Consider the following 26,668-nt stretch of genomic DNA (forward strand, 5'->3'; position numbering starts at 1 on the left):
ACCTCGGAGTTCCTCCATGGCTCAGGTCAAGATGCAGACGGCTCGCACCACGCTGAGGGAGCCAGATGCCGCCGCGGAGGACCTCCTGAGTCAACTGGGCAGCGACACGCCCCGCCTGGTGACGATGTTCGCCTCGCGGGAGCGTGACCAGCTCGCGCTCAACCGCGCCGTGCGTCAGCGGCTTCCGGCGGACACGCGCCTGATTGGCGCCACCACCGCGGGCGAGCTGGACAACACCGGCATCCACGAGGGCAGCGTGGTGATGAGCGCCCTCTTCGGTGACTTCGAGGTGGGCCTGGGCCTGGGCACCGGCCTGTCCGTGGACGCCATCAGCGCGGGCGCGGCCGCCATCAAGCGCGCGTGCGAGGACCTGGGCGTGCGGCAGCAGGACCTGGACCCGCGCCGGTTCGTCGGCCTCGTGATTGACGACGGCTTCCGCTACAAGAAGGAAGAGCTGCTGCTCGGCATCCTGGAGAAGTGCCAGACGCTGGTGCTGGTGGGCGGCGGCGCCAGCGACGCCAACCGCGACCCGGCCAAGCAGTCCGCCATGGTCCACGTGGATGGCGAGGTCGCCACCGACGCGGTGCTGGTGGCGCTCTTCAAGACGAGCGCGCCCTGGGCCGCGCTCCGCTCCCACTGGTACGTGCCCACCGGTGAGAAGCTCACCATCACCAAGGTGGATGAGAGCCACACCCGCGCGCTCGAAATCGACGGGCACCCGGCGGCCAAACGCTACGCGGAAATCCTGGGCGTGGGCGTGGAGGAGCTGGAGTTCGGCACGCCCCGGGGCTTCGCCGTGCGCCCCACCGCGCTGCGCGTGGGCCGGGAGTACTTCATCCGCGCCGCCTGGAGCCCGCAGGAGGATGGCTCCATCCTCTTCGCCAACCTGCTGGAGGAAGGCACCGAGCTGGAGCTGATGAAGCTGGGGGACATGGCCGGCATGACGCGCAGCTTCTTCACCGACGAGGTACCCCGCAGGGTCCAGAACCCCCAGGCCGCCCTGCTTTTTCACTGTGGTGGACGCATGTGGTACGCCAGCGCCACCAACACCGCGCAGCAACTGGCGGAAACGCTGAAGGCCGCGCCAACCGCCGCTGGGATGAACGTGCACTTCGAAATCTATTCGGGGTTCCACATCAACACCACGCTGACCGCGCTGGTCTTCGGGGCGAACTGAGCCATGGCCTCCTCGCAGCCTCCCTCTGACTCTCCGGCGGACAATGCATCGCTCCTGCTCGTGGCCAGCGAGCGTGAGTGCCAACGCGTGGAGGAAGCCCTCCAGCACGCGGGCGTGGCGGTGGTGACGGAGCGCGCCACCACGGCGGCCGCGGCGGAGGCCGCGCTGTCACGCACGTGGGGCCTGGTGCTGTGCGGCTCGGAAGTCCCCGACATGGGCTTCGCCGAGGTCCAGGCGCTGTGGAGCAAGCACGGCAAGGAGCTGCCCTTCGTGGTGCTGTCGCGCGACTGGTGCGAGGCCACGCTGGAGGCCAGCGTGCGCGCCGGAGCGCTCGACTACATCACCGAGGACCGCTTCAGCCGCCTGGCGCCCGTGGTGCAGCGCGAGCTGCGGATGACGGCGGACCGCCGCCGCCACACCGCCACCGCGGTGCAGTTGGAGCGCACCAACTACCTGATGGAGAACATCATCGACGCGATTCCGTTCGTCCTCTTCGTGAAGGACGCACAGACGCGCCGGTTGGTGGTGGCGAACAAGACGTTCGCGGACGCCTTCCGCGTCACCAAGGAATGGCTGCTGGGGAAGCTGGACCACGACTACTTCCCCAAGGAGCAGGCCGAGTCGTTCATCGCCATCGACACGGAGATTCTCGAAACCAAGCAGATGAAGTCCTTCGAGGAGGTGGCCCGCGCCGACGGCGTGGACCGCATCTTCGCCACGCGCAAGCTGCCCCTGCTCGACGAGCACGGCGTGGCCCGCTACGTGATGGGCGTCACCGAGGACATCACCGAGCGCAAGCATCACGAAGAGATGCTGCGCGCGTCCAAGGCGGAGCTGGAGGCGGCCAACAAGCAGCTCGCCGCCAGCCTGGAGGAAATCAAGCGCACCCGCGCCGTGTCCGCCCGCTCGCTGGCGTCCTACCAGCAGCGCGCGCTGCAGATGGAAATCATCCGTCAGCAGAACGAGGACCTGGACCGGCTGGCCCAGGAGCTGGCGGTGGCCAAGCGCAACGAGGAGGAGCGCGCCCGGGAAGCCGAAGCCGCCGCCCGCCTCAAGAGCGAGTTCCTGGCCAACTTCAGCCACGAAATCCGCACCCCGCTCAACGGCATCATCGGCTACTGCGACCTGCTGATGCGCGAGGAGGGCCAACGGCTGACGGCGCACGGCCGCCGCGACCTCAACGTCGTGAAGACGAACGCCAAGACGCTGCTGGCGCTCATCAACGACATCCTGGACCTGTCCAAGATTGAGTCCGGCCGCGTGGAGGTCGTCACCGAGCAGGTGGACGTGCAGGAGCTGGCCGAGGAGTGCCTGGCCACGGTGAAGGAGTACCTCAAGGGCAAGGACGTGGCCCTCACCACCAACATCGACCCGTCCGCCCGCATGCTCCGCTCGGACGCGCTGAAGCTGCGGCAGATCATGCTCAACCTGCTCAGCAACGCCGCCAAGTTCACCGACGCGGGCGAGGTGGCGCTGAGCCTGGTGCCCGCGGGCAGCGAAGTCATCATGACGGTGGAGGACACCGGCGTCGGAATCCCCTCCGACGAGCTGCCCTTCATCTTCGAGAAGTTCCGCCAGGTGGACGGCTCCACCACGCGCAAGGTGGGCGGCACCGGCCTGGGGCTGGCCATCGTCCGCGAGCTGTCCCGCGTGCTGGGCGGCAATGTCACCGTGACGTCCACGCTGGGCCGCGGCACCACCTTCACGGTGCGCCTGCCCACCACGCTGGAGACGCCGGACAACGGCGGCGGGCCGCACCTGGAGCGCGGCGTGCCCGTGTCGGAAGTGGCCCAGCACGTGGGCACCATGGCCCAGCCGGGCAGCACGGTGCTGGTGGTGGACGACGACCCGCTCATCCAGCAGCTGGTGGCCGGACAACTGGAGCCCGCGGGCTTCAAGGTGGTGGTGGCCGAGGACGGCATCGCGGCCCTCAAGCGGGCCCGCGAGCTGCGGCCCCAGGCCATCCTCCTGGACATCCACCTGCCCAAGCTGGACGGCTGGTCGGTGCTCAGCCAGCTCAAGAGCGAGCCCTCGCTGGCCGGCATCCCCGTCATCCTCATCTCCGTGGAGGAGCAGCGCGCGCGCGGCTTCTCCCTGGGCGCGTGCGAGTACTTGGTCAAGCCGGTGGAGCCGGACCGCTTGGTGGAGGTGGTGCAGCGCAGCCTCCATCAGTCCTCCGGCACCTCCACCAGCGTGGGTGAGGTGCTGGTGGTGGACGACGACTCGGCCACCCGCGAGCTGGTCAGCCGCAACCTGCGCCGCGCCGGCTTCTCCACCTCCGAGGCCCGCAGCGGCGAGGACGCCCTGCTCAAGGCGCGCGTGTCCCCGCCCGCCCTGGTGGTGCTGGATTTGATGATGCCCAACCTGGACGGCTTCGAGGTCCTGCGCCGGCTGCGCGCGGAGAAGCTCCAGGTGCCCGTGGTGGTGCTCACCGGCAAGACGCTCTCCGCGGAGGAAGAGGCCCTCTTGCGTGACGGATTCGCCGGCTTCGTGAAGAAGGGCGGCCACGCGCTGGAGGATGTCATCGCCCAGGCCAAGGGCCTGCTGCTGTCCCAGCGCGCCGCCAGCGCCGGCAAGCTGGCCCGCATCCTCTATGTGGAGGACAGCGCGCAGAACCGCGACATCGTCCGCCGCTACCTCAACGGCCACTTCGAAGTCATCGAAGCGGAGGACGGCGAGCACGGCTTGGAGCGCGCCATCCGCGACGCCCCGGACCTCATCCTGATGGACCTGTCGCTTCCCCGCCTGGACGGCTGGGAAGTCACCCGCAGGTTGCGAGCCCTACCCGCCGCGGCCAATGTACCCGTCATCGCGGTGACGGCACACGCGGGGCGGGAGTACCAGGACAAGGCGCACGCGGCCGGTTGCACCGCGTACCTCACCAAGCCCCTTGATCGTGACCAGTTGCTCGAGATGATTCGAAAGCATCTAGGGAGAACCCATGTCTGAAGAAAAAGCGCGCGTCCTGGTGGTGGACGACGACCCGGACCTGCTCGACCTCGTACAGCGCTCGCTGAGCGCCTACGGCTTCGAGGTGCTCACGCACACCTCCGCGCTGGGTGTCTCCAACCTCGTCCGCTCGGTGGAGCCGGACTTCGTCCTCATCGACGTGAACTTCCCCGCGCTCAAGGGCGACAAGGTCGTCAACCTGGCGCGCCAGTACGCGCTGCCGAAGACGAAGTTCATCCTCTATTCAGCATCCGACGAATCGAAGCTGCGCTCACTGGCGCTCGCGTCCGGTGCGGACGGATATATCTCTAAAAGCGTGCAGGGCGAGGAGCTGGCACAGCGCCTGCGCGCCTTCCACCTGAAGCCCCGGCCGCCCACCCCGACGCCCGCTCCCACCACCTGAACGCCGGATGACATGCCCGCGGGTCCCGTTGGGACGGGGCCCGCGATTCCACACCTTCCGAGCTCCCCCTACTCAGGAGGGCCGTATGAGCGCGTCCATCGATTACAGTCACGCCGAAAAACTACGACTCGAACTGGCAGAGCCTCTCTTCAACCCCCTCTTGAAGAAGTGGGTGGGCAAGGGCGAGCTCGATTACGAGGTCTACCTCAAGACACCCACGCTGCTGTCGCTGCAGGCGCCGGACGGCGAGCGCGTCGCCCACGACGAGCTGATGTTCCAGGTGGTGCACCAGGCGCAGGAGCTCTGGCTGAAGCTGGCCTCGCGCGAGGCGGTGGAAGTCGTGGCGGAGCTGGACCGGGACGCGCTGTGGGCCGCCTCGTCGCGGCTGGAGCGCATCTGCCGGGTGCTCCAGGCGGTGAAGCAGGAGCTGGCCATCCTGGAGACGATGACGCCGGACACCTACCAGGTCATCCGGCGCAGCCTGGGCAACGGCAGCGGCCAGGAGTCCCCCGGCTACAACATGCTGCGGCGGGTGGCGCTGGGGCTGGAAGGCGCCCTGGACCGGCTGCTCGCGCGGCGCGGGCTGGCGCTGGCGTCCGTGTACACCTCGGGTGGCCCGGACGACTTGAAGCGAATCTGCGAGCAGTTGGTGGACATGGACGAGGCCTTCCAGGGCTGGCTCCATGCCCACTTCCAGTTGGTGCGCCGCACCATTGGCGTGGACCGCACCGTGAAGGCCCTGGACGGCCTGCCCACGCAGGTGCTCGCGGGGCGGATGATGCTGCCGCTGTTCCGCCAGCTCTGGGACGTGCGGCTGGAGCTGACGTCCGGGTGGCAGCGCGAGGGCGGCATCGCCCCGGGTGCCAACCGGGCCCCTCCCGGCGGCGGCTGCCCCATGGCGCACGCCGCCAGGATGCAGGTGGAACAGCCATGAAGGGGGAGGCCACGGCCCTGGCTTCCACCCCTCGCGCACTGCTCCACCTGCTGTACAACGGCGCCCGCGCCGTGGACGTCCTGGAGGCCTCCCTGGACCTGGGACTGCTGGACGCCCTGGAGCCGGGCCCCGTCACCCTGGGAGAGCTGGCGGCGCGGCACCGGCTGGTGCCCGCGCGGCTCTACAAGCTGCTCGACTGCCTGGAGAGCCTGGGGCTGGTGCGGCGCGAGCAGCCCACCGACGCGCTGGAGTCCGCGCGCTACCAGGCCGTCCCGGGCCTGCGCGCCGCCGCCCAGGCCGTGCTGGGCCCACAGTCCCTGGAGAAGGACCGGGAGCGCTACGCCTGGCATGAGCTGCACGGGCGGCTTCCGCAGGTGCTGCGCGGTGAGCGCTCCATGCCCCCCGCCGCCTTCGACTGGCCTCCGCGCACCGCCGAGCAGGTGGCGGGCTTCGAGGCCAGCATGGCCGCGGGCCTGCCCCCCATCCTGGAGACGTTCCGCGCCCACCGCGACCGGCTCTGGGAGCGCGGCGGCCGCGTGCTCGACGTGGGCGGGGGCGACGGCACGCTGGCCGCTCACCTGGCGAGCGAGCACCCGGGCCTTCACGTGGACGTGTTCAACCTGCCCGCCACCGAGCCGCTGGTGGCGCGCACCCGCGAGCGCTTTGGACTCTCCCCCGAGCGCCTGGGCTTCCAGGGCGGAGACTTCCTCCGGGAGCCGCTGCCCGGCGGCTACGACACGCTCTGCTTCGTGCGGGTGCTGCATGACTGGCCCGCGGACACGGCGCGCGCGCTGCTCGTGGCCGCGCGCGACGCGCTCCCGCCCGGTGGCCGCGTCCTCATCTGCGAGGAGTTCCGCACCCCGGAGCGGCTGGCGGCCCAGTTCTTCTGGTCCTACTTCCTCATGGGCGTGGACACCTGCGTGAGCCGCCTGCGCGAGGTGGAGCACTACCTGCGCGTCCTGGACGAGACGGGTTTCAAGGACGCCGAAGTCCTGCCCGGCCCCTTCGAGCTCATCCTGGCCCACCGGTAAAAACGACAGGACCCCACAGGTGGGGTCACCTGCTTGTCCGCCACGTGTCACCGGCCCCACCGCACCGCGCCAGAGAAGCGCTGGTAGAATGGGAACACCCCGTGTCCGGTGAAACCCTGGCACGGCATCTGCAATCTTCCAGTCCGTAGCGCGTGTAGCACGGCAGCGACGCAGTCCGACGAAGAGGAGGGACTCCGCATGAAGAAGCAGGGTTCACGCAGGTCGGATGAAGGCTCGGAGAAGGCGGTCCGCGGGCTGGTGACCCAGCCGCAAGGCACGGGAGGCTGGACGCCGCCCGCCGCGGACGGAGAGGTCCGCATCCCCGTGGAGGAAGGGGTGGAACTGAGGGGCCTGCTCCAGGTCCCTCCGGGCGCCACCGGCGTGGTGGTGATGGTCCGGGGCCACGGCAGCAGCCGCCGCGGCGCCATGGACCAGGAAGTCGCCCGGCTGCTGCAGAACGAGGGGCTGGCCACCCTGGCGGTGGACCTGCTGACGGCGGCGGAAGAGGAGGCCTGCCGCGAGCGGGACCTGCGCTTCAACCTGGGCCTCTTCGGCGGACGCCTGGCGGGCGTGGCGCGCTGGCTGCGGCGCGCGCCTCGCACCAGCGCCCTGCGCATCGGCTACTTCGGGGCGTACACGGGCGCGGCCGCGGCCCTGGCCGCCGCGGCGATGCGGCCGGAGGCGGTGGACGCGGTGGTGTGCCGGGGCGGACGCCTGGCGCAGCCGGGGGCGGCGCTGGCCCGGGTGCGCGCGCCCACCCTGCTCATCGTCGGCGCCGAGGACACGTCCGCGCAGGAGCCCCACCGCCGCACCTACGCCGCGCTGACGACGGAGAAGCGCCTGGAGGTCATCCCCGGCGCCACGCACCGCTTCGAGGAGCCCGGCACGCTGACGCAGATGGTGGACCTGGCGTGCATCTGGTTCCTCCAGCACCTGGGCGCGCCGCGCTGGGATTCCCTGCCCGCGCCGCGCGCCGCCGGGAGCTGAAGCACCGGCTTTCCACACGGTGGGCCAGGGCAGCCAGCAGCGCTGCCCTGGCCCCCAGCGGACGCCCTGGCGTGGGGGGGAAGGCGCGAGCGCGCCTGACGCCCAGGCACCTCGACGGTGCCACCAGTCGTGGCGCGCTCCCAGTGGCCAGCGGTCTGACGCGCAAGCCCTCCGGGCTCAGAGGCTTGCCGGGCGCTGCACACCCAACTGGCACCCGAGGACCGCCAGCTGCGTGCGGTTCTCCGAGCCCACCTTCTTGTAGATGGCGGTGATGTGCGCCTTCACCGTGCGCTCGGTGATGCCCAGGCGTGCGGCGATCCGCAGGTTGTCCGCGCCCGCGGCGATGTAGCCCAGCACCTCGCGCTCACGCGGCGTCAGCCGGTCCAGCTCGCCCCGAGGCGACGCCTCCGGCCGCGGCCACGCCAGCCCCGCGGGCAGCAGCCGCTCGCCACGCACCACCCGCTCCACCGCCTCCACCACCTCCGCGCAGCCCACGTTCTGCTTCCACAGGTAGCCGGCCGCGCCCGCCTGGAGGCATTGCTCCACCACCTCCGCCTCGCGGTGGCCCGACAGCACCAGCGGCTTCACCGCCGGGAAGAAGTCATGCAGACACTGGAGCGCCGACATCCCGCTGGCGGACGCCTCCCACCCCGGCAGCTCCAGGCGCAGGTCCACCAGCGCGACATGGGGCAGCGTCTCGCGCACGCGCGCGAAGAACGGCGCGGGCTCCCCGAAGTCCGCCACCACGTCCATGCCCGCGCCTTCCAGCACAGCCACCAGGGCCTCCCGGAAGACCTGCTGGTCCTCCAGGATGGCCACCCGGATGCGTTCCGATTCCATGGCCCTTCCACCCTCCCCTGTTCGCCCCCTGCGATTCAACCCCGCTAAGGGGATTCCCTCATGTGGGGGGCGACAGGGAATGACGTCTGGAGGATACTTCCCCCGTCAGGAAACACCCGCAGTGCCATCCGCACGCTGAAGGGGGAAGCCATGCCGGAGACGAAGATTCGCGTCCTCATCGTGGACGATGACCAGGACCAGCTCTCCCTCGTGGAGCGCACCCTCTCCGCCTTCGGCTTCGACGTCCGCACCCACCGCTCCTCCCTGGGCGTGTCCAACCTGGTGCGCACCACCCAGCCGGACCTGGTGCTGCTGGACGTGAACATCCCCGCGCTCAGCGGCGACAAGGTGCTCACGCTCGCGCGCGGTCAGGCGCCCAAGGGCACGAAGTTCATCCTCTACTCCGCGTCGGACGAATCCCAGCTGCGCGCCCTGGCGCGCGCCTCGGGCGCGGACGGCTACATCTGCAAGAGCGTGCAGGGCGAGGAGCTGGCCCAGCGGCTGGAAGCGCTCCACCTCAAGCCCGCGGCTTCGGAAGCCGTACAGGCCGCGCGTTAGCGCGGCGCCGGCCTCACGCGGGCAGGTCCGTCACTTCCAGGAAGACCGCGCGGAAGTCCCCCCGCGCGCCGATGAGCCTCAGGTTCTGCGCCAGCCCGCCGGTGGAGCGGAAGAACATCATCGCCTCCGGTGGCGGCCTGATTTTCAGGAAGCGCGGCGCGTTGCGCGAGAAGTGGTGGCGCATGTCGCGGTTGATTTCGCAGACCGCGTAGTCGTAGTCCGGCAGGCGCATGGGCCGCCCGGCGATGCGCAGCACCTCGGTGATGAGGTCCTCGGCCTCCTCGTCCGGAAGCTCCACGGTGAAGCCCACCTCCCGGCTCAGGCTCAGGATGTCCAACGGCTCCATGCGCATCGTCTGCCGGAGCATGCGCTGGTTGACGTCCACGAAGCGCGGGGAGAAGCGCTTGATGGAGCCGAAGTCCAGCAAGCCCAGCCGCCCGTCCGGCATCACCATGAAGTTGCCCGGGTGCGGGTCCGCGTGGATTTCGCCCGCGCCGAAGAAGGGCCCGTAGGTGGCGAGGATGAGCTGGCGCGCCACGCGGAAGCGCGCCTCGTTGGAGGGATTCGTCGGCAGCCAGTCCTTGAGGGTGAGCCCCTCCAGCAGCTCCAGCGTCAGCACCCGCTTCGCGCTGTGGCTGGAGATGACGGCGGGCACACACAGCTCCGGCAGCTTCGCCACGCTGCGCGCGAAGCCCTCGGCCAGCTCGGCCTCGCGGCGGTAGTCCAGCTCCAGCAGCATCTCGTCGCGGAACTCCTGGAAGTAGGCGCCTGCATCGGACACGCGCAGCACCGTCGACGCCGTCTTCGCCACGATGCCCAGGTTCGCCATGTCGTTGGCCAGGGACACGTCGATGCCGGGGTATTGCACCTTCACCGCCACCGCCCGGCCGTCCTCCAGCACCGCGCGGTGCACCTGCCCCAGCGACGCGGCCGCCAACGGCTCCTCGCTGAACTCGCGGAAGAGCGACTCCGGCGGCGCGCCCAGCTCCGCCTCGACCACGCGCGACACCTGCGCGTAGGACATGGAGGGCGCCTGGTTCTGCAGCCGCGCCAGCACCTGCCGCACCTCGGGGGTGAGCAGGTCCGGATCCATGGAGATGGCCTGTCCCATCTTCATGGCGGCCCCCTTGAGCTCGCCCAGGGTGGAGACCAGCTTCTCCGCGGCCTCCTTGCTGAGCAGGTCGGGCGTGCTCCCGGACAGGCGCTTCGCGCCGCTCTTGAGCACATCCGTGCCCACCTGCACGGAGAGGCCTGCCAGCTTGCGCAGGCGGTTGAAGCGGCCCTGGGGAGGAAGCGTGTCGTCGGGGTCGGAGGCCATGGGAACTGAAGTGGATTAACGAGGAGGGCCCCGCCAGACGCAAGGCATGACGCCCCGCCGAGACAGCCAGGCCGCCCTACCTGGAGGCGGGCGCTGCCCCCGGCGGCCCCCGGAGCGTGTACCAACTGTGAAGCCGCTCCAGCTCCAGGGCCTCTGGAGGCGCCACGCCGCCGTCGAGCGCCACCGACGCCTGCAAGGCCGCGCGCAGCTCGGCCGCACTGGCATAACGGTCCCCCGGGCGGCGCGCCATGGCCTTGAGCAGCACGCGTGACAGCGCCGACGGGGTGCCCGCCGGCAGCGGTGGCACCTCCCGAGCGTGGCCAGGAGGCGGCTCCTCCGCCGCGTGCCCGCGCGAGGACAGCCGGCCCGAGACGAGCAGCGCGCCCAGCACGCCCACGGCGAAGAGGTCCGCGGCCACCGGCGGGTCGGCGGCGCCGTCGGAGGGAGGGAGCAACCCGGCGATGCCGAAGTCCAGCAGCTTCACGTGCTGGCGGCCATTCGCATCGGGGATGAGGAAGATGCTGGTGGGATTGAGGCTGCCGTGGGCGATGCCGTGCGCATGCGCGGCGCCCAGCGCGTCACACACCTGGGTGAGCAGGTCCACCACCAGCGCGGACGCCAGCGGCCCGTTCGCGAAGGCGGTCAGGCTCTGTCCCTCCAGGTACTCCCGGACGAGGTAGGGACGCCCGTCGCGAATGCCCAGGTCGTAGAGCGAGACGATGTGCGCGTGCTGGATGAGCGTCAGCGTGCGCGCCGCCTGAAGGAACCGAGCGACCTGCGCCGGGTCCTGCGTCGCGTGCGTGTGAAGCACCTGGATGGCCACGCGCTTCTGGATGAGCGCGTGCTCCGCGAGCAGCACGACGCCCAGGCTCCCCCGGCCCAGCTCGCGCAGCAGCCGGAAGTGGCCCACCTGCTGTCCCACCAGCGAGGCCGCCGAGGACGGGAGCGGGGCCTCCCTCGCGGGCGGCACCAGGAAGGATGGCGGACACCCCATGGACACACGACGCGCGCCCGCCCGGGCCGGACACTCGCAGACCTCCCCGTGCGCGGGGACACAGCCACACGGGGACCGGAAGGTCTGGGTGAACACGGGAACGGAGGTGGTGACGTCTGACCGGGACATGATGCCAACGTCCTTCGCGCGACAGGCGCCCCGCTCCGGCCAGCAGCCAGTGGGCCCACGCACGAGCCAGCGCGAAATGGGTTTCGGAAGAGGTGCCAGCGCCCGTTCGGAACGCGCGTCCTGGCGCTCCGATGTCCCCCTCCTTGAGCTGAAACCCTAACGCCGTCACGGCGCGTTTCGCGACGCACTTCAGAGCGTGCGTCGAACGCGCAACGACCGCTCTGTTGGGCGGAGCACGCACGCCTCGCGGGACCTCCAGGGTGGACGTCGCGCCACCGTCTGGAGCCTCGGCAAGTGTGCTGCGCTCAACGCGCGTCCGCGCCCGTGAGCCGAGCGCGGCGGACCTCCCCGCCCAGGTGCGGGCGGGGAGGTGCGTTCATCCACGTCAGCCGATGACGGGATCGCAGGTGTTGTCCTCGCCGCACATCAGCCCCAGGCAGCACTCGGCGGCCTCACCACAGGCCTCGCCAATTGGGGCGCACACCGGAGCACCCGCGTCCGGCTCCTCGCCGCCCGTGCCCGCGTCCGGCTCCTCGCCGCCCGTGCCCGCGTCCGGCTCCTCGCCACTGCCGGCATCCGGCTCCTCGCCGCCGCCTTCGCAGGGGCCCAGCGTGTCTCCATGCCGCTCATGCGCCGGCCAGGCCGACGTGGACACCGAGATGGTGTGCGCGTTGGCGGGGTTGCCCGGGGGAATGTGGCAGATGGTGACCTTGCCCGGCGTGGCGTCATCGTCCCCGGGGTACGTCGGCTCGTCGCCGAAGCCAGGGCCTCCTTCGCCGGCCTTGCCGCCCAGCCCGCCGCTCTGAGGGGTCTGCGTGTCCGGCTCACCGTCCGACGGTGAACCGCCACAACCGCCCGCGAGCAGTGAGCACAGGGCCATCACCACCGCGGACGAGAAAACAGGCTTGAGGCTTCGCATCGGTATGCTCCAGGTACGGGTGTACGATTGCTGCCACCCACGCCGGGCCTCATCCACGACGACCTCAGCCACCACCTTGCACATGTCGACACCAGTCCGCGGGCAGGGGCGCGGCATCTGGAGTCACAAGCGCGGTTCGTCCAGGACTCGGCCCCCCGCGGATACAGCAACCACGGAGATTAGACTCGCCCACGGCCCCATCGGCCACGCCTTTGCGCACGCCCTCCCCGTGTTGACAGCACGACTGAAAACGTCCTGAATCAGCTCACGCTCTCAGCGCTGTATCGCGCGATGAGTCCCGTGCGCACGGCCTGTCGGTGTACCCGCGTGAAGAAGGCACACGCGAGCAGGATTTCCACCACGGCGAGACCAGCCCCCCACAGCAGCGTGGACACCTGGAACGCGCCCCCCGCCGCGAGCGTGCGCATGCCCTCGAACACGTACGAGGGTGGTAGCAGATGGGACACCGCCTGCATCCACGCGGGCAGCGTGGACAGCGGGTAGAACACGCCGGCGAAGGGCGACAGCAGCGCGGGGATGGGCCAGACGAACCACTCCGACGCCGGGCCCAGGCGCAGCACCAGCGCGCAGCCGAAGATGCCCAGCGCGATGCCGAACAGGAACAGCACCAGCAGGAAGGGCACGAAGAGCACGCCGTAGGCGGCGAAGGACAGGCCGAAGACGGTGCTGGCCAGCACCAGCATCACCAACAAGCCCAGGGTGCTGGTGGCGATGCTGGAGAGCACCAGCCCGCCCAGGTATTCGGAGATGGTGAGCGGGGACGCGAACATGTTGAGGAAGTTGCGCGACCACACGTCCTCGAAGAACACCATCGTCACGCCCTGCATGACGCGGATGAAGAAGTCCCACAGCAGGACGGCGCCCAGCAGCACCGGGACGAAGTTGTATTCCTGAGCGGTGACGGTGTTGAGGTAGCGACTCATGAAGCCCCACAGCACCATGTCGATGGCCACCCACGCGAAGAGTGGCAGGAAGCGCGCGAGGCTCCCTCGCAGGAGGTAGTAGTGGCGAAGCGCGACGGCGGCGGCCCGGTGCAGGTGCATGGTCAGCTCCGCTCCAGCGCGAGCGGCTCGCGCGCCACGGCGATGAAGAGCTCTTCCAGCGAGGCCTGGCCGTGCTCGCCGGGCAGCGTCCGCGGGTTGCCTTCCAGGAGCACCCGGCCGCGCGCCAGGAACAGCACCCGGTCGCAGACCTCCTCCACCTCGTACATGTTGTGGGACGTCCACAGCACGCCGCCGGTGTCCCGCGCGGCGAACTCGCGAATCCGGGCGCGGATGTCCCGGGCCGTCGCGGGGTCCAGCGACGCGGTGGGCTCGTCCAGGAGCAGCAGGTGCGGACGGTTGAGCATCGCCTTCGCCAGCGCCACGCGGGTCTGCTCTCCGGAGGACAGCACGCCGCACTTCACGTCGCGGTACTTCACCAGGTCGAACTGCTCCAGCAACTCTGTGATGCGCGCCCCCAGGGACTTCACTCCGTAGATGAGTCCGAAGACGCGCAGGTTCTGGTACACGGAGAGGTTGCCCGGCAGCGGCGAGTAGACGGCGGCGAAGTTCGTCAGCGCCAGCGCGGCGGAGCGCTGCGCCGCCAGGTCCAGGTCCTGGATGTGGATGGTGCCGGACGTGGGCTGCAGCACGCCGAGCACCATGTTGATGGTGGTCGTCTTCCCCGCGCCGTTGGGGCCCAGCAGCCCGACAATCTCTCCGCGTCCCACCTCGAAGGAGACACCCTCCACCGCGGCCTTGCCGCCGTACTCCTTCCGCAGCTTCGCCACCGACAACACCTTGGGCACGTCCGCCCTTCCCACGGTCACCATGGCGCGCATTGTGCCGTGGACCGGGGCAGGCGCACGGTGAAGATGGAACCCAGCCCGGGCCGGCTCTCCACCTCGATGCGGCCCCCCATGGCGTCCACGATTTGCCGGCTGATGTAGAGCCCCAGCCCCAGGCCGCCATAGTGCCGGTCGGACACCGCGCGCTCGAAGCGGCCGAACAGGCGCGGCAGGTCCTCCGCGGCGATGCCGATGCCCTCGTCACGCACCGACACCCGCACCATCTCCTCGCCCTCGAAGGCCGCCTCCACCAGGACAGGCCGGCCCGCGCCGTACTTGGCCGCGTTGGTGAGCAGGTTCACCAGCACCTGGTCCAGTCGCAGCGAATCCCACTTCCCCGGCAGCGGGCCCGGCACCTCCACCCGCACCGGACAGCCCGCCAGGGAGAACACCTCCTCCATGCGGTCCACCGCGTCGCGCACCGCCTGGCCCAGGTCCACGTCGGACGGCTCCAGCATCAGCCGCCCCAGCGAAATCCGGCTGACGTCCAGCAGGCTGTCCACCAGCGCGCTCAGCCGCTGCACCTGCCGCACGGCCGTGGCCAGCCGGGGCCGCACCTTGTCCCCTACGTCTCCGAGAGCGGCGCGGCCGATGAGGCCGTGCTGGAGCTTCAAGCTGGTGAGCGGCGTCTTCAGCTCATGGCTGGCCACGGAGAGGAACTCGTCGCGCAGACGCACCGCGGCCTGCGCGTCCCGGTACAGCGACGCGTTCTCCAGCGCCACCGCCACGCGCCGCGCCAGCTCCTCCGCCATGGCCACGTCGGCGGTGACCAGCCGGCGGCAGGGGGCCGCGGTGCCCAGCGTGATGACGCCCAGCGTGCGTCCCCGCATGCGCACCGCCACCGCGAGCAGCGAGTGTGGATTCAGCGCCTCCAGGAGCGCGCGGTGCTCGGGCCCCTGGCACATGCGGTCGCGCAGCTCCGGCCCCACCTCGGGCAGGAAGCGCGTCTCCCCCGACAGGAAGCACTCGCGCGCCGGATGCAGCGTGCCGTCCACCCAGGGAAGGGACAGCGAGGCCAGCACCGACCCGTCCCGCTCCGGCTCCCGGTGGGACGCGGCCACACCGCGCGGCACGCCGTCCGCCCCCATCAGCTCCACCAGGCAGTACGTGGCCACGTTTCGCGCGGCCACTCGCGCCAGGTGCTCCAGCGTCCACTCCACGTCGTCCAGGTGCTCGGCCAGCGCGCGGCTCGCCTCCAGCAGGAAGAAGAGCCGCTCCTCGGCTTCCTTGCCCGCCTCCAGCGCCAGGTGCAGCTTGCCGCCGCGCTCACGCAGCGCCTCGTACAGCGCCGCGCGCTCCAGCGCCTGCGCGCACTGCTGCGCCAGCGAGGACAGGAAGCCGCGCTCCTCCGCGAGGAACACCTGCGGCCCGTCCCACGCGAACAGCAGGAAGCCCCGGATGCGGTGCTCCACCTTCAAGGGCAGCACCGCCCAGGCCCCGGTCCCCACGCCCTGGACGAGGTCCCGCGCCCACTCGGGCACGGCGCGCGGCACCGCCGCGGGGTTGGAGAACCACTGCGGCTCCAACTGCTCCAGCGCCAAATCCACGCCGGGCACCTGGTCCGCCCACAGCCCTCGCAGGGTATCCAGCACCGCCGGCGCGTAGCCGAAGGAGCCCAGCACGTGCAGCCGGCCATCCTCCAGCATGCCGAGCACCGCGCCGCGCGCCGGGCCCGCGGGCCGCAGCTCCTCGCGCATCAGCGCTTCGGCCACGTCCTCGGCGGTGGCCGCGCGGGACAGGGCCGCGGTGACGGCCTGGAGGCGCTCGGTGCGCAGTTGCGCGCCGCGCGCCTCCGCGTACAGCAGCGCGTTGTCCAGGGACAGGCCGGCGCGCCGGGCCAGCTCCAACGCCAGCTCCAGGTCGGACGCGCCGGGCCCCTCGTCCGAGTCGCCCCGGACCAGCGACAGCGCGCCGAGCACGCGGCCTCGCGCCAGCAGCGGCACGATGAGGCCCGCCCGGATGCCCAGGCGCCGCGCCACCTCCAGTTGCGCCTCCGTGAGCACCACGCCCGGCAACAGCGCGTCCAGGACTTCGGGCAGGAGGGCGGCCTTGCCAGTGCGCAGCACCTCCGGGATGCCGCCCTCGGCCGTCAGGTCCAGGGGCTGAAGGCGTGCCAGCTCGTGCACCAGCGGCACCTGCTCCACCAGGCGGTGCGCCGCGGCCACCCGCTCCACCCGCCCGTCCGCCGTGAGCACGTCCACCGCGCACCAGTCCGCCAGCAGCGGCACGGCCAGCTCCGCCAGCCGCTGGAGCACCGTGCCCGAATCCAGGGACGACGACAGCAGCTCGCCCGCGCTGGCCAGGAACGCGAGGCGCTCCTCCGCGTCGTCACTGCCGCGCAAGCGGACGGCCTTCCCGGCCCCACCCACCTGGGACTCCAGCCCTCGCGGCGGACACACCACGTCCGATTCCGTGGAGACGGACCGCTCGGGTTCGCGCTCGTCCACGGACGCGGGCCGCGAGGCTGAAGAAGGGCGGCGCGACATGGGGTGTCGGAGATAATGACGCCCCTCCACCTGCGACAACGGTGCCTGGCCGCAGGTACGAGGCAACTGTCAGCCAGATGACCTGCCAGACAACGGCGCGGCCCTACCCGGGGCCGTGGCGGTTCGCGCGGTTCTTGTCCCAGATGGCGTAGAGGATGAGCAGGAAGGCGAAGAGCCGCACCACATAGATGTAGTGGCGCCGCTCGTCATCCGCGTCCAGCAGCGCCGCCACCACCGAGTTGCCCGCCAGCATCGTGAAGGCCAGCGCGAAGAAGGCGAAGAGCCGGTCCTTCGACTGGACCCAGAAGCGCAGGAAGAACAGCGCGCTCGCCAGCCACGCCATCGCCACCGCACCGTTGAGCATGGGCTTGAGCATCACGGCACCTCAGGACGCGTCCCAGATGAGGCCATAGAGCAGGACAGAAGCACTGGACAACGTCGCGATGGCACGCGGCATGTACAGGTCGATGGTGGCGGGCAGCAGCACCAGGTCCACGAAGAGGAGCACGTTGCTGACCACCAGGCCCACGAAGCACAGCCCACTCCACAGGAGCAGCCGCATGCCCGTGCGCTTGTAGGCCCGGAGCAGCAGCACCGCGCACGCCACGCTCGTCAACGCACACAGGATGTAGACTGCTTCAGCCATGGCCGTCCTTGTCCTTCTTCAGGATGAATGCCTCGGCAAAGCCTCGCACCTTGTCCAGCGGCCTCGAGAAGATGAACGTGATGACGCTGACGCGCTTCGCGCCATACACCGCCGCCAGCTCCGTCACCGCCTGCACATCCTCCGACGACTCAGGACTGTAGCGATACGACGGAGGTGAGGCACCATCGCTCACCAACATGCGTCGGCTCGTCAGGTCCTCCAGCCTGGAGGCAGCGGAAGCATCTGTAATGCGCAGTTCCAGACTCACCGCCGATGCCGTCCACTCCCTGTCCGCCCGCGCCCGAAGCAGGAGGAGCACCTCCAGCTTCTCCAGGGAGTCGATGTGCGTCGAGATGAAGCGCTGGACCCGCTGTGGGATTCCGGCGTCACTCACACGGCCACCTTGCCCATGTTATTTTGTGCGTCAACCATTTCTCGACCGGCGATGTTCAGCGCGCGGGCCGAGGAGGATTGCCCGCCTGGCTGCTCTCCTCCGCTGGCAAGGAGCCCTCCTCGCGCTCCTGTCCGGGGCTCCCGGTGCTCAAGCCCGGAAGGTTCCGCAGCACCTCGATGAGCCGAGTGAGCGGGCCTGTGTCCTCCCCCTGTGCCTCCAGTGTAGCGATGTGCTCCGTCAGCGGCAGGGGGAGCCAGTCGTGGCGAGCGGCGGCTCGAAGCGCCGTGACGTCCAAGAGGCCCAGCACCATGGTCTCCGGGCGTCCATGCATGCGAGGCAGCCGCTCGCTGGACGCGAGCACCGAACCGCGCTGGCCGCCCACGCTCCACTCCACGGGGAACGCCTGGAACACCTCACCGCGCGCGGCGCGCATCAGCGGCAGGTCTTCATCCGCGAGCAGCCGGCCATCCGCGCCGCGGAAGCATGCGTCCGCATGCAGCACGCGCGCCTCACGGTAGGCCAGACAGCCCCCCGCCAGCCCTTGCGCCGCCCGGTTGGCCAGCAGGGTGTGGCCGCTTTCCGGCTCCACCAACGCCAGCGGCATGGGGAGCGCGGCGATTGCCGCCTCCAGCCAGCGCTGCTGGTTTCGGTTGGTTTCTGAACGAAGCCGCTCGGCCTCCACGCGCCGCTGCGCCTCCAACAACTCCCGCGCGTGCTCGCGCTGCTGGGCCTCGCGCAGCGCCTCCGCCTGCCGCCGCACCAGCTCCGTCTTGCGGTACAGCTCCACGAAGACGCTCACCTTGGAGCGCAGGATGGTCGGCTCGAAGGGCTTGAGCAGGAAGTCCACCGCGCCCATGGCATAGCCGCGCAGCTCCGGATGGGGCCCGCGCGACAGCCCGGTGAGGAAGATGAGGGGCGTGCCGCGGCTGCGCTCTCGTTCGCGGATGAGCTGGGCCGTCTCGAAGCCGTCCATGTCCGGCATGACGACGTCCAGGAGGATGACGGCGAAGTCCTGCGTCAGCAGGTGTCGCAGCGCCTCGCGGCCGCTGCTCGCGGTGACCAGCCGCTGCCCCAGGGGTGCAAGCGTCGCCTCCAGCGCCAGCAGGTTCTCCGGCTGGTCATCCACCAGCAGCAGGCAGACGGGCTCCGCCGGAATCGCCGGCAGGCGCTCGCGCGTGGGCGCGCCGCTCAAGGCAGCACCTTGGAACGCGGCACATAGGCCAGCCGCGCGAGCCACCCTCCCACGGAACCCAACGTCAATTGCGCCATCTCTCCCTCCTCACCACCATCTCCGCCCGTCTGGAGCGGGCTCACCACGGCCACCCGGGCGCCTCTCGCATGGAGCACCTGCAAGCCCGCCCCCCCATCCTCGTGCCCCGCGAAGAGCAGCCCCGCGGCCCTGGGGCCATGGCTGTCCGCCGCAGATTCGAAGAGCGCGTCCAGGCCGGGCCGCTGCCCATGCTCGGGCGGCTCCACGGACAGGGACACGCAGCCCCGGTCCACCAGCAAGTGGTAGCCCGCGGGCGCCAGGTACACGGCGCCGGGCAGCAGCGGGTCCTTGTCGTCCGGCTCCACCACCGGCAGCGCGCAGCGGCGGCCCAGCGGCGCGGCCAGCGCGTCCAGAGGGCCCCGGTGCAGCGCCAACACCACCGGCACGGGCAGGTGCGGAGGCAACAGCGCCAGCACCGACTCCACGTCCGCCGCCGCGCTGCGCGGCGCCCCCACCACCAGCAGGCCCAAGGGATTCATGCCACCCTCCTGAAGATGCGACCGCAGTCCTCCAGCATCTCGTAGGCCCCCGCGTGCGGCGTGCGCGCCAGCGACTCCTTGCGCCCCAGGCACAAGAAGCCGAAGCGGGCGAGGCTCTCGAAGAGGAGGCCGTGGATGTGGTCGTGCAGTGCCCGGTTGAAGGTCAGCAACGTGTCCCGGCACACGATGACGTGGAACTCGTTGAACGAGCCATCCGTGGCCAGGTGGTGCTGGGTGAAGAAGATGCCGTCGCGCAGCCGGGGCTGGAGCAGCGCCCAGTTGCCGTCGCGCGTGTAGTAGTCGGAGAGCGCGCCCTTCCCTCCCGCCTCCAGGTAGCGCTGCGCGTCCTCCTGCGTGGGCAGCGGCAGCACGCCGGTGCGCGCGTCCGCCAGCAGCCCTTCACTCGCGTCGGACGCATACAGCCGGCACTTGCCCCACAGCCCTTCCTCGTGGAGGAGGATGGCCAGCGCGTATGTGTCCTCGCCGGTGCCACAGCCCGCGTGCCACACACGCACGGAGGGCCACGTGCGAAGCACCGGCACCACCCGGGTGCGGAAGTCGCGGAAGAAGGCGGCCTCCGCGAACAGGGCGGGCGGTGTGCAGGACAGCGTGCGCAGCAGCGCGTCCAGCGCCTCGGCGTCGTGCAGCACGCGGGCCTGGAGTGCGGAGAAGCTGTCCAGCCGCTCCTCGCGGAGGTGGTGCCGCAGCCGCCGCAAGAGCTGCGGCCGGGAGCGGTTGCGCAGGTCGAAGCCCCATTGCCGGGCCACGCCCTCCAGCAGCAGGTCCACCTCCAGCGCCTCCAGCTCCGCGCCGCGCGCGCCGGGCCCCGTCATCCGGAGACCTCCGTGCGCGAACCGCGCGGCGGCATGCCCCGCGGCGCATGCAGCCACACGCGCAGCAGGCTGAGCAGCTTCTCGATGTCCACCGGCTTGGTGATGTAGTCGGACGCACCGGCCTCCAGGCACTTCTCCCGGTCCCCCTTCATGGCCTTGGCGGTGAGGGCCAGGATGGGCAGATGGACGAAGCGCTCCATGCGACGGATGGCGCGCATGGCCTGGTAGCCGTCCATCTCCGGCATCATCACGTCCATCAGCACCAGCTCGATGTCGGCGTCCTTCTCCAGTTGGTCCAGGCCCTCGCGCGCGCTCTCCGCGAAGGCCACCTTCATGCCGTAGCGCTCCAGCACGGTGTTGAGGGCGAAGATGTTGCGCACGTCGTCGTCCACGACCAGCACCTTGCGGTTCACCAGCAAGGGATCCTTCTCGCGCGCCTTCTCCAGCATGCGGCGCTTGGGCTCGGTCAGCTCCGAGGGCGAGCGGTGGAGGAACAGGCTCGTCTCCTCCAGCAGCCGCTCCGGGCTCTGCGCGTCCTTCACCACAATGGCCTCGGCCACGCGCCGCAGCTCCGTCTCCTGGGCGCGCGTCAGCTCGCGGCCCGTATAGACGATGAGCGGCGGCCCACCCGCGCCGTGCGCCTCATGGATGCGGCGGATGAGCTCCGTTCCGGGCATGTCCGGTAAGCCCAGGTCCAGCACCATGCAGTCGAAGCGGCGCTCGGCCAGCGCGGCCAGGGCCTCCGCCGCGGTCCCCACCGCCACCGTCTGCACGTCATCACTGCCCAGAAGCTCCGTCAGCGTCTGGCGGTGGACGGGGTCGTCCTCCACCACGAGCAGCCCGCGGCCCTTGCGCTCCACGAAGCGCTTGAGGGACTCCAGCGCGGCCACCGCCGCCTCCGGGTCGGCCGCCGCGCGCAGGTGGCCAATGGCGCCCAGGTTGAGCGAGCGCTCGCGGTGGTCCTCCACCGACACCGTGTACACCGGCAGCGCGCGCGTGGACGCGTCGTGCTTCAGCCGGTCCAGCACCACCCAGCCCGCCATCTCCGGCAGGTCCAGGTCCACCGCCACGGCCGCTGGCCGCGTGTTGCGGACAGCGTCCAGCGCGTCCTCCACCTCGGTGGACACCAGCACCTTGAAGCCCGTGTCCTGCGCCGCGGCCCGCAGGCGCGCGGCATGGTCCGCCAGGTGCGTCACGGCCAGCAGCACCTTGTCTCCAGGCAGGATGGAGTTCCGGTCATCATCGATGTCCATCCGGCTCAGCGAAGACACCCGCGACTCGGAGACTGGCTCCGCGATGGGCACGGGGAGCACCGTGGTGGCCAGCGCGTGGTAGTCCCAGCGCGCGTGCTCCTCCTGCGGACGCTCCGCCATGAAGGCGAGCGGCAGGTAGAGGGTGAAGGCGCTGCCCCTGCCCACGTCGCTCTCCAGCCGGATTTCGCCGCCGAGCAGTCGCGCGATTTCACGGCTGATGGACAGGCCCAGGCCGGTGCCCCCGTACTTGCGGGCGGTGGAGCCATCCGCCTGCTGGAAGGCCTCGAAGATGATTTGATGCTTGTCCTTCGGGATGCCGATGCCCGTGTCCACCACGGTGAAGGCGACCACCGAGGGCGCGGAGGACAACATGGCGTGGTCCGGAGACCAGCCGCCCTTCGCCAGACCGATGTGCAGCGACACCGAGCCGGACTCGGTGAACTTGAAGGCGTTGGACAACAGGTTCTTGAGCACCTGTTGCAGGCGCTTCGCGTCCGTCTCCAGCTCGCCGGGCAGCGAATCCCCCAGGCCGATGTGGAACTCCAACCCCTTCTTGTCCGCCACCTGCCGGAAGGTGCGGTCCACGAACTCGCGCAGGTCGCCGAAGCGCAGCGGCCCCACGTCCACGGCCATGGTGCCGGATTCAATCTTCGACAGGTCGAGGATGTCGTTGATGAGCTCCAGCAGGTCCGCGCCGGACGCGTGAATCGTCTTGGCGAACTCCACCTGCCGCGACGTGAGGTTGCCATCCACGTTGTCACTGAGCGTCTGGCTGAGGATGAGCAGCGAGTTGAGCGGCGTACGCAGCTCGTGGCTCATGTTGGCCAGGAACTCGGACTTGTACTTGGACGTGAGGCTGAGCTGTTCGGCCTTCTCCTCCAGGGCGAGCTTGGCCTGCTCCACCTCGCCATTCTTGCGCTCCACCTCCGTCTTCTGCTCGGAGAGCAGCTTCGCCTTCTCCTGGAGCTCCTCGTTGGTGCTGCGCAGCTCCTCCTGCTGACGCTTGAGCAGCTCCTCCGACTGCTGGAGCGAGGTGGCCTGCTGCTCCAGGCGCTTGTTCGTCTCCGTCAGCTCCTCCTGCTGCTTGCGGAGCTCGTCCGTCAGCGCCTGCGACTGCTTCAGCAGCGCCTCGGTGCGCATGTTGGCGGCAATCGTGTTGAGCACGATGCCGATGGACTCCGTGAGCTGCTCCAGGAAGCCCATGTGGACCTCACTGAAGGTGTGGAAGGAGGCCAGCTCGATGACGGCTTTGACTTCCCCTTCGAAGAGCACCGGCAGCACCACGATGTTGCGTGGCACCTCCTCGCCCAGGCCGGACGCGATGCGGATGTAGCTGTCCGGCACGTCCGACAAGAGGATGGGCTCCTTCTCCAGGGCGCACTGGCCCACCAGTCCCTCGCCGTACTTGAAGGTGTTCGCCAATCCCTTGCGCTGACGGTATGCGTAGGACGCCAGCAGCTTGAGCATCTGGTCGCCGCCGTCCGCGCGCTCGGAGATGTAGAAGACGCCGTGCTGGGCATCCACCAGCGGTGCCAGCTCCGACAGGATGACCTTGGACACCGTGAGCAAATCCCGCTGCCCCTGGAGGACACGGGTGAACTTGGCCAGGTTCGTCTTGAGCCAGTCCTGCTCCGTGTTCTTCCGCGTGGTGTCCTTCAGGTTGCGGATCATCTCGTTGATGTTGTCCTTCAGGGCGGCCACTTCGCCCTGTGCGGACACGGTGATGAACCGCGTGAGGTCACCCTTCGTCACGGCGGTGGCCACCTCGGCGATGGCGCGCACCTGCGTGGTGAGGTTGGCGGCGAGCTGGTTCACGTTGTCCGTGAGGTCGCGCCAGATGCCCGCCGTACCGGGCACACGGGCCTGACCGCCCAGCTTCCCTTCGATGCCCACCTCGCGGGCCACCGTCGTCACCTGGTCTGCGAACACCGCCAGGGTGTCGATCATGCCGTTGATGGTGTCCGCCAGCTCCGCGATCTCGCCCTTCGCGTCCACCACCAGCTTGCGCTTCAGGTCGCCGTTGGCCACCGACGTCACGACTTTGGCGATGCCGCGCACCTGCGTGGTGAGGTTGGAGGCCATGGAGTTCACGTTGTCCGTGAGGTCCTTCCACGTGCCGGCCACGCCCTTCACCTCGGCCTGACCGCCCAGCTTGCCCTCCGTGCCCACTTCACGCGCCACGCGCGTCACTTCCGACGCGAACGAGTTGAGCTGGTCCACCATCGTGTTGATGGTGTTCTTCAGCTCCAGGATTTCGCCCTGCACGTCGACGGTGATTTTCTTCGACAGGTCGCCCTTGGCGACGGCCGTGGTGACTTCCGCGATGTTGCGCACCTGGGACGTCAGGTTCGACGCCATGGAGTTCACGTTGTCCGTGAGGTCCTTCCACGTGCCGGCCACGCCCTTCACCACGGCCTGGCCGCCCAGCTTGCCTTCGGTGCCCACCTCACGCGCCACACGCGTCACTTCCGAGGCGAACGAGTTGAGCTGGTCCACCATCGTGTTGATGGTGTTCTTCAGCTCCAGGATTTCGCCGCGCACGTCCACGGTGATCTTCTTGGAGAGGTCACCGTTGGCCACAGCCGTGGTGACTTCCGCGATGTTTCGCACCTGAGACGTCAGGTTCGACGCCATGGAGTTCACGTTGTCGGTGAGGTCCTTCCACGTGCCACCGACGCCGCGCACGATGGCCTGACCACCGAGCTTTCCTTCCGTACCCACTTCGCGCGCCACGCGCGTCACTTCCGAGGCGAAGGACGACAACTGGTCCACCATCGTGTTGATGGTGTTCTTCAGCTCCAGAATCTCGCCGCGCACGTCCACGGTGATCTTCTTGGAGAGGTCACCGCGCGCCACCGCCATCGTCACCTCGGCGATGTTTCGCACCTGGGACGTCAGGTTGGACGCCATGCTGTTCACGTTGTCGGTGAGGTCCTTCCACGTGCCACCGACGCCGCGCACGATGGCCTGACCACCGAGCTTTCCTTCTGTACCGACTTCCTTCGCAACGCGCGTCACTTCCGAGGCGAAGGACGACAACTGGTCCACCATCGTGTTGATGGTGTTCTTCAGCTCCAGCACCTCGCCCTTGGCGTCGACCGTAATCTTCTTGGAGAGGTCACCCTTGGCGACGGCCGTCGTCACCTCGGCGATGTTTCGCACCTGGGACGTCAGGTTGGAGGCCATGGAGTTCACGTTGTCCGTGAGGTCCTTCCACGTGCCACCGACACCGCGCACGACGGCCTGACCGCCCAGCTTGCCCTCCGTACCCACCTCACGCGCCACACGCGTCACTTCCGAGGCGAACGAGTTGAGCTGGTCCACCATCGTGTTGATGGTGTTCTTCAGCTCCAGGATTTCGCCCTGCACGTCCACGGTGATTTTCTTCGACAGGTCGCCGTTCGCCACGGCCGTCGTCACCTCGGCGATGTTTCGCACCTGGGACGTGAGGTTGGACGCCATGGAGTTCACGTTGTCCGTGAGGTCCTTCCACACGCCAGCCACGCCCTTCACGTCGGCCTGACCGCCCAGCTTTCCGTCGGTGCCCACCTCGCGCGCCACGCGCGTCACTTCCGACGCGAACGAGTTGAGCTGGTCCACCATCGTGTTGATGGTGTTCTTCAGCTCCAGCACCTCACCCTTGGCATCGACCGTAATCTTCTTGGAGAGGTCACCCTTGGCGACGGCCGTCGTCACCTCGGCGATGTTGCGCACCTGGGACGTGAGGTTGGAGGCCATGGAGTTCACGTTGTCCGTGAGGTCCTTCCACGTGCCGCCCACGCCCTTCACCACGGCCTGACCGCCCAGCTTGCCTTCCGTGCCCACCTCGCGCGCCACGCGCGTCACTTCCGACGCGAAGGACGACAACTGGTCCACCATCGTGTTGATGGTGTTCTTCAGCTCCAGGATTTCGCCGCGCACATCCACGGTGATTTTCTTCGACAGGTCACCGTTGGCCACGGCGGTGGTGACATCCGCGATGTTGCGCACCTGCGACGTGAGGTTGGAGGCCATGGAGTTCACGTTGTCCGTGAGGTCCTTCCACGTGCCGGCCACGCCCTTCACTTCGGCCTGACCACCCAGCTTGCCTTCCGTGCCCACCTCACGGGCCACGCGCGTCACTTCCGACGCGAACGAGTTGAGCTGGTCCACCATCGTGTTGATGGTGTTCTTCAGCTCCAGCACCTCGCCCTTGGCATCGACGGTAATCTTCTTCGACAGGTCACCCTTGGCGACCGCCGTCGTCACCTCGGCGATATTTCGCACCTGGGACGTCAGGTTGGACGCCATGGAGTTCACGTTGTCCGTGAGGTCCTTCCACGTGCCGGCCACGCCCTTCACTTCGGCCTGACCACCCAGCTTGCCCTCCGTCCCCACTTCACGCGCCACGCGCGTCACTTCCGACGCGAAGGACGACAACTGGTCCACCATCGTGTTGATGGTGTTCTTCAGCTCCAGGATTTCGCCGCGCACATCGACGGTGATTTTCTTCGACAGGTCGCCCTTGGCGACGGCCGTCGTCACCTCGGCGATGCTGCGCACCTGCGCGGTGAGGTTGGAGGCCATGGAGTTCACGTTGTCCGTGAGGTCCTTCCACGTGCCGGCTACGCCCTTCACCTTGGCCTGACCGCCCAGCTTTCCGTCGGTACCCACCTCGCGGGCCACGCGCGTCACCTCGGAAGCGAAGGCGCCGAGCTGCTCCACCATCCCGTTCACCAGCCGGGCGGTGCGAAGGAACTCGCCTCGGAGAGGACGTCCATCCACTTCCAGGGCCATGGTCTGCGACAGGTCACCCTTGGCCACGGCGCCGATGACGCGGCCCATCTCCGTCGTCGGTTGCACCAGGTCGGCCACCAGCGTGTTCACCGACTCGACGCAGTCGCCCCACGAGCCCAGCGCACCCACCACGTTGCCGCGCTGGGTGATGCGGCCTTCCTTGCCCACCACGTTGCCGATGCGCTCGAACTCACGGGCCATGCGCTCGCTGAGCTCGATGATTTCGTTCAGCGTGTCCGCCACCTTGCCGGCGCTGCCCACCTTGTCCACCGGCATGCGCACGGAGAAGTCGCCCTTGCGGACGGCGGTGAGGACCCGCAGCAACTGGCGCGAGTCGAGCGACTGCGAATCATCCTCCCGGATTCGCGATGGAGGGGGAGCCGCGACAGCTGCACGGCGGGAGGAAACCTTCTTCGTGGCCATATGAGTTCCTGGTCGGTCCC

General features: G+C 69.4%; 21 protein-coding genes. 7 read left to right on the forward strand and 14 right to left on the reverse strand.

The features are described from left to right. Positions 1-16: 16 nt before the first annotated feature. From FL344_RS24610 to FL344_RS24635, 6 genes are all read left to right on the forward strand, one after another. Entirely contained in the window at positions 17-1,177 is a 1,161-nt protein-coding gene (locus tag FL344_RS24610; protein ID WP_020478996.1) for an FIST signal transduction protein, read from the forward strand. A 3-nt stretch (positions 1,178-1,180) separates the two neighbouring features. Next, complete coding sequence (locus FL344_RS24615) at positions 1,181-4,126, forward strand: response regulator (protein ID WP_141592798.1); 2,946 nt, start codon at positions 1,181-1,183, stop codon at positions 4,124-4,126. Beyond that, complete coding sequence (locus FL344_RS24620; RefSeq protein WP_090485883.1) at positions 4,119-4,529, forward strand: response regulator; 411 nt, start codon at positions 4,119-4,121, stop codon at positions 4,527-4,529. The genes FL344_RS24615 and FL344_RS24620 overlap by 8 nt, the downstream gene beginning before the upstream one ends. 85 nt (positions 4,530-4,614) lie before the next feature. Continuing rightward, on the forward strand, positions 4,615-5,463 hold the full coding sequence (locus FL344_RS24625; protein ID WP_011550857.1) for a tryptophan 2,3-dioxygenase family protein: 849 nt from the start codon (positions 4,615-4,617) through the stop codon (positions 5,461-5,463). Continuing rightward, positions 5,460-6,494, forward strand: a complete 1,035-nt coding sequence (locus FL344_RS24630) for a methyltransferase (protein ID WP_141620233.1) — start codon at positions 5,460-5,462, stop codon at positions 6,492-6,494. The genes FL344_RS24625 and FL344_RS24630 overlap by 4 nt, the downstream gene beginning before the upstream one ends. A 198-nt stretch (positions 6,495-6,692) precedes the next feature. Next, positions 6,693-7,481, forward strand: coding sequence for a dienelactone hydrolase family protein (locus FL344_RS24635; protein WP_228565339.1), 789 nt, complete (start codon positions 6,693-6,695; stop codon positions 7,479-7,481). Positions 7,482-7,658: 177 nt separating this feature from the next. Here FL344_RS24635 and FL344_RS24640 read toward each other — a convergent pair whose 3' ends face one another. Beyond that, a complete protein-coding gene (locus tag FL344_RS24640) occupies positions 7,659-8,321 on the reverse strand; it encodes a response regulator transcription factor (RefSeq protein WP_141620235.1) in 663 nt (220 codons plus the stop codon). A 150-nt stretch (positions 8,322-8,471) separates the two neighbouring features. On the opposite strand from FL344_RS24640, the gene FL344_RS24645 reads away from it, so the two are divergent. Further along, the gene (locus FL344_RS24645) at positions 8,472-8,879 is read left to right on the forward strand and encodes a response regulator (RefSeq protein ID WP_026114312.1); all 408 of its coding nucleotides are present in this window, start codon (positions 8,472-8,474) and stop codon (positions 8,877-8,879) included. A gap of 13 nt (positions 8,880-8,892) precedes the next feature. Here the strand turns inward: FL344_RS24645 and FL344_RS24650 are convergent, their stop codons facing one another. The 13 genes from FL344_RS24650 to FL344_RS24710 form a co-directional block, all read right to left on the reverse strand. Then, the gene (locus FL344_RS24650) at positions 8,893-10,197 is read right to left on the reverse strand and encodes an AarF/ABC1/UbiB kinase family protein (RefSeq protein WP_141620236.1); all 1,305 of its coding nucleotides are present in this window, start codon (positions 10,195-10,197) and stop codon (positions 8,893-8,895) included. Between the two features lie 76 nt (positions 10,198-10,273). Further along, positions 10,274-11,320, reverse strand: a complete 1,047-nt coding sequence (locus FL344_RS24655; protein WP_141620237.1) for a serine/threonine-protein kinase — start codon at positions 11,318-11,320, stop codon at positions 10,274-10,276. Positions 11,321-11,705: 385 nt separating this feature from the next. Further along, positions 11,706-12,239, reverse strand: a complete 534-nt coding sequence (locus tag FL344_RS24660; protein WP_141620238.1) for a hypothetical protein — start codon at positions 12,237-12,239, stop codon at positions 11,706-11,708. A 260-nt stretch (positions 12,240-12,499) separates the two neighbouring features. After that, on the reverse strand, positions 12,500-13,303 hold the full coding sequence (locus FL344_RS24665) for an ABC transporter permease (RefSeq protein ID WP_141592790.1): 804 nt from the start codon (positions 13,301-13,303) through the stop codon (positions 12,500-12,502). Positions 13,304-13,305: 2 nt separating this feature from the next. After that, entirely contained in the window at positions 13,306-14,082 is a 777-nt protein-coding gene (locus FL344_RS24670; protein ID WP_141620239.1) for an ABC transporter ATP-binding protein, read from the reverse strand. Next, on the reverse strand, positions 14,067-16,574 hold the full coding sequence (locus tag FL344_RS24675; protein ID WP_228565340.1) for an ATP-binding protein: 2,508 nt from the start codon (positions 16,572-16,574) through the stop codon (positions 14,067-14,069). The genes FL344_RS24670 and FL344_RS24675 overlap by 16 nt, the downstream gene beginning before the upstream one ends. A gap of 103 nt (positions 16,575-16,677) precedes the next feature. Beyond that, entirely contained in the window at positions 16,678-16,950 is a 273-nt protein-coding gene (locus FL344_RS24680) for a DUF5985 family protein (protein WP_194858561.1), read from the reverse strand. A gap of 9 nt (positions 16,951-16,959) precedes the next feature. Next, positions 16,960-17,220 carry a DUF5985 family protein gene (locus FL344_RS24685; RefSeq protein ID WP_011550845.1) on the reverse strand — a complete coding sequence of 87 codons (261 nt, stop codon included), beginning with the start codon at positions 17,218-17,220 and terminating at the stop codon, positions 16,960-16,962. Further along, the gene (locus FL344_RS24690; protein ID WP_141620241.1) at positions 17,213-17,614 is read right to left on the reverse strand and encodes a hypothetical protein; all 402 of its coding nucleotides are present in this window, start codon (positions 17,612-17,614) and stop codon (positions 17,213-17,215) included. The genes FL344_RS24685 and FL344_RS24690 overlap by 8 nt, the downstream gene beginning before the upstream one ends. Positions 17,615-17,669: 55 nt before the next feature. After that, positions 17,670-18,806: a two-component system response regulator gene (locus tag FL344_RS24695; RefSeq protein WP_141620242.1), complete on the reverse strand. Its 1,137-nt coding sequence runs from the start codon at positions 18,804-18,806 to the stop codon at positions 17,670-17,672. Next, complete coding sequence (locus FL344_RS24700; protein WP_141592785.1) at positions 18,803-19,363, reverse strand: chemotaxis protein CheB; 561 nt, start codon at positions 19,361-19,363, stop codon at positions 18,803-18,805. Before FL344_RS24700 ends, FL344_RS24695 begins: the two co-directional genes overlap by 4 nt. Then, entirely contained in the window at positions 19,360-20,196 is an 837-nt protein-coding gene (locus FL344_RS24705; RefSeq protein WP_141592784.1) for a protein-glutamate O-methyltransferase CheR, read from the reverse strand. The genes FL344_RS24700 and FL344_RS24705 overlap by 4 nt, the downstream gene beginning before the upstream one ends. Further along, entirely contained in the window at positions 20,193-26,648 is a 6,456-nt protein-coding gene (locus tag FL344_RS24710) for a HAMP domain-containing protein (RefSeq protein ID WP_194863237.1), read from the reverse strand. The genes FL344_RS24705 and FL344_RS24710 overlap by 4 nt, the downstream gene beginning before the upstream one ends. Positions 26,649-26,668: the final 20 nt, after the last annotated feature.

It is taken from the genome of Myxococcus sp. AB036A, assembly GCF_006547355.1.
Lineage (GTDB): Bacteria > Myxococcota > Myxococcia > Myxococcales > Myxococcaceae > Myxococcus > Myxococcus virescens.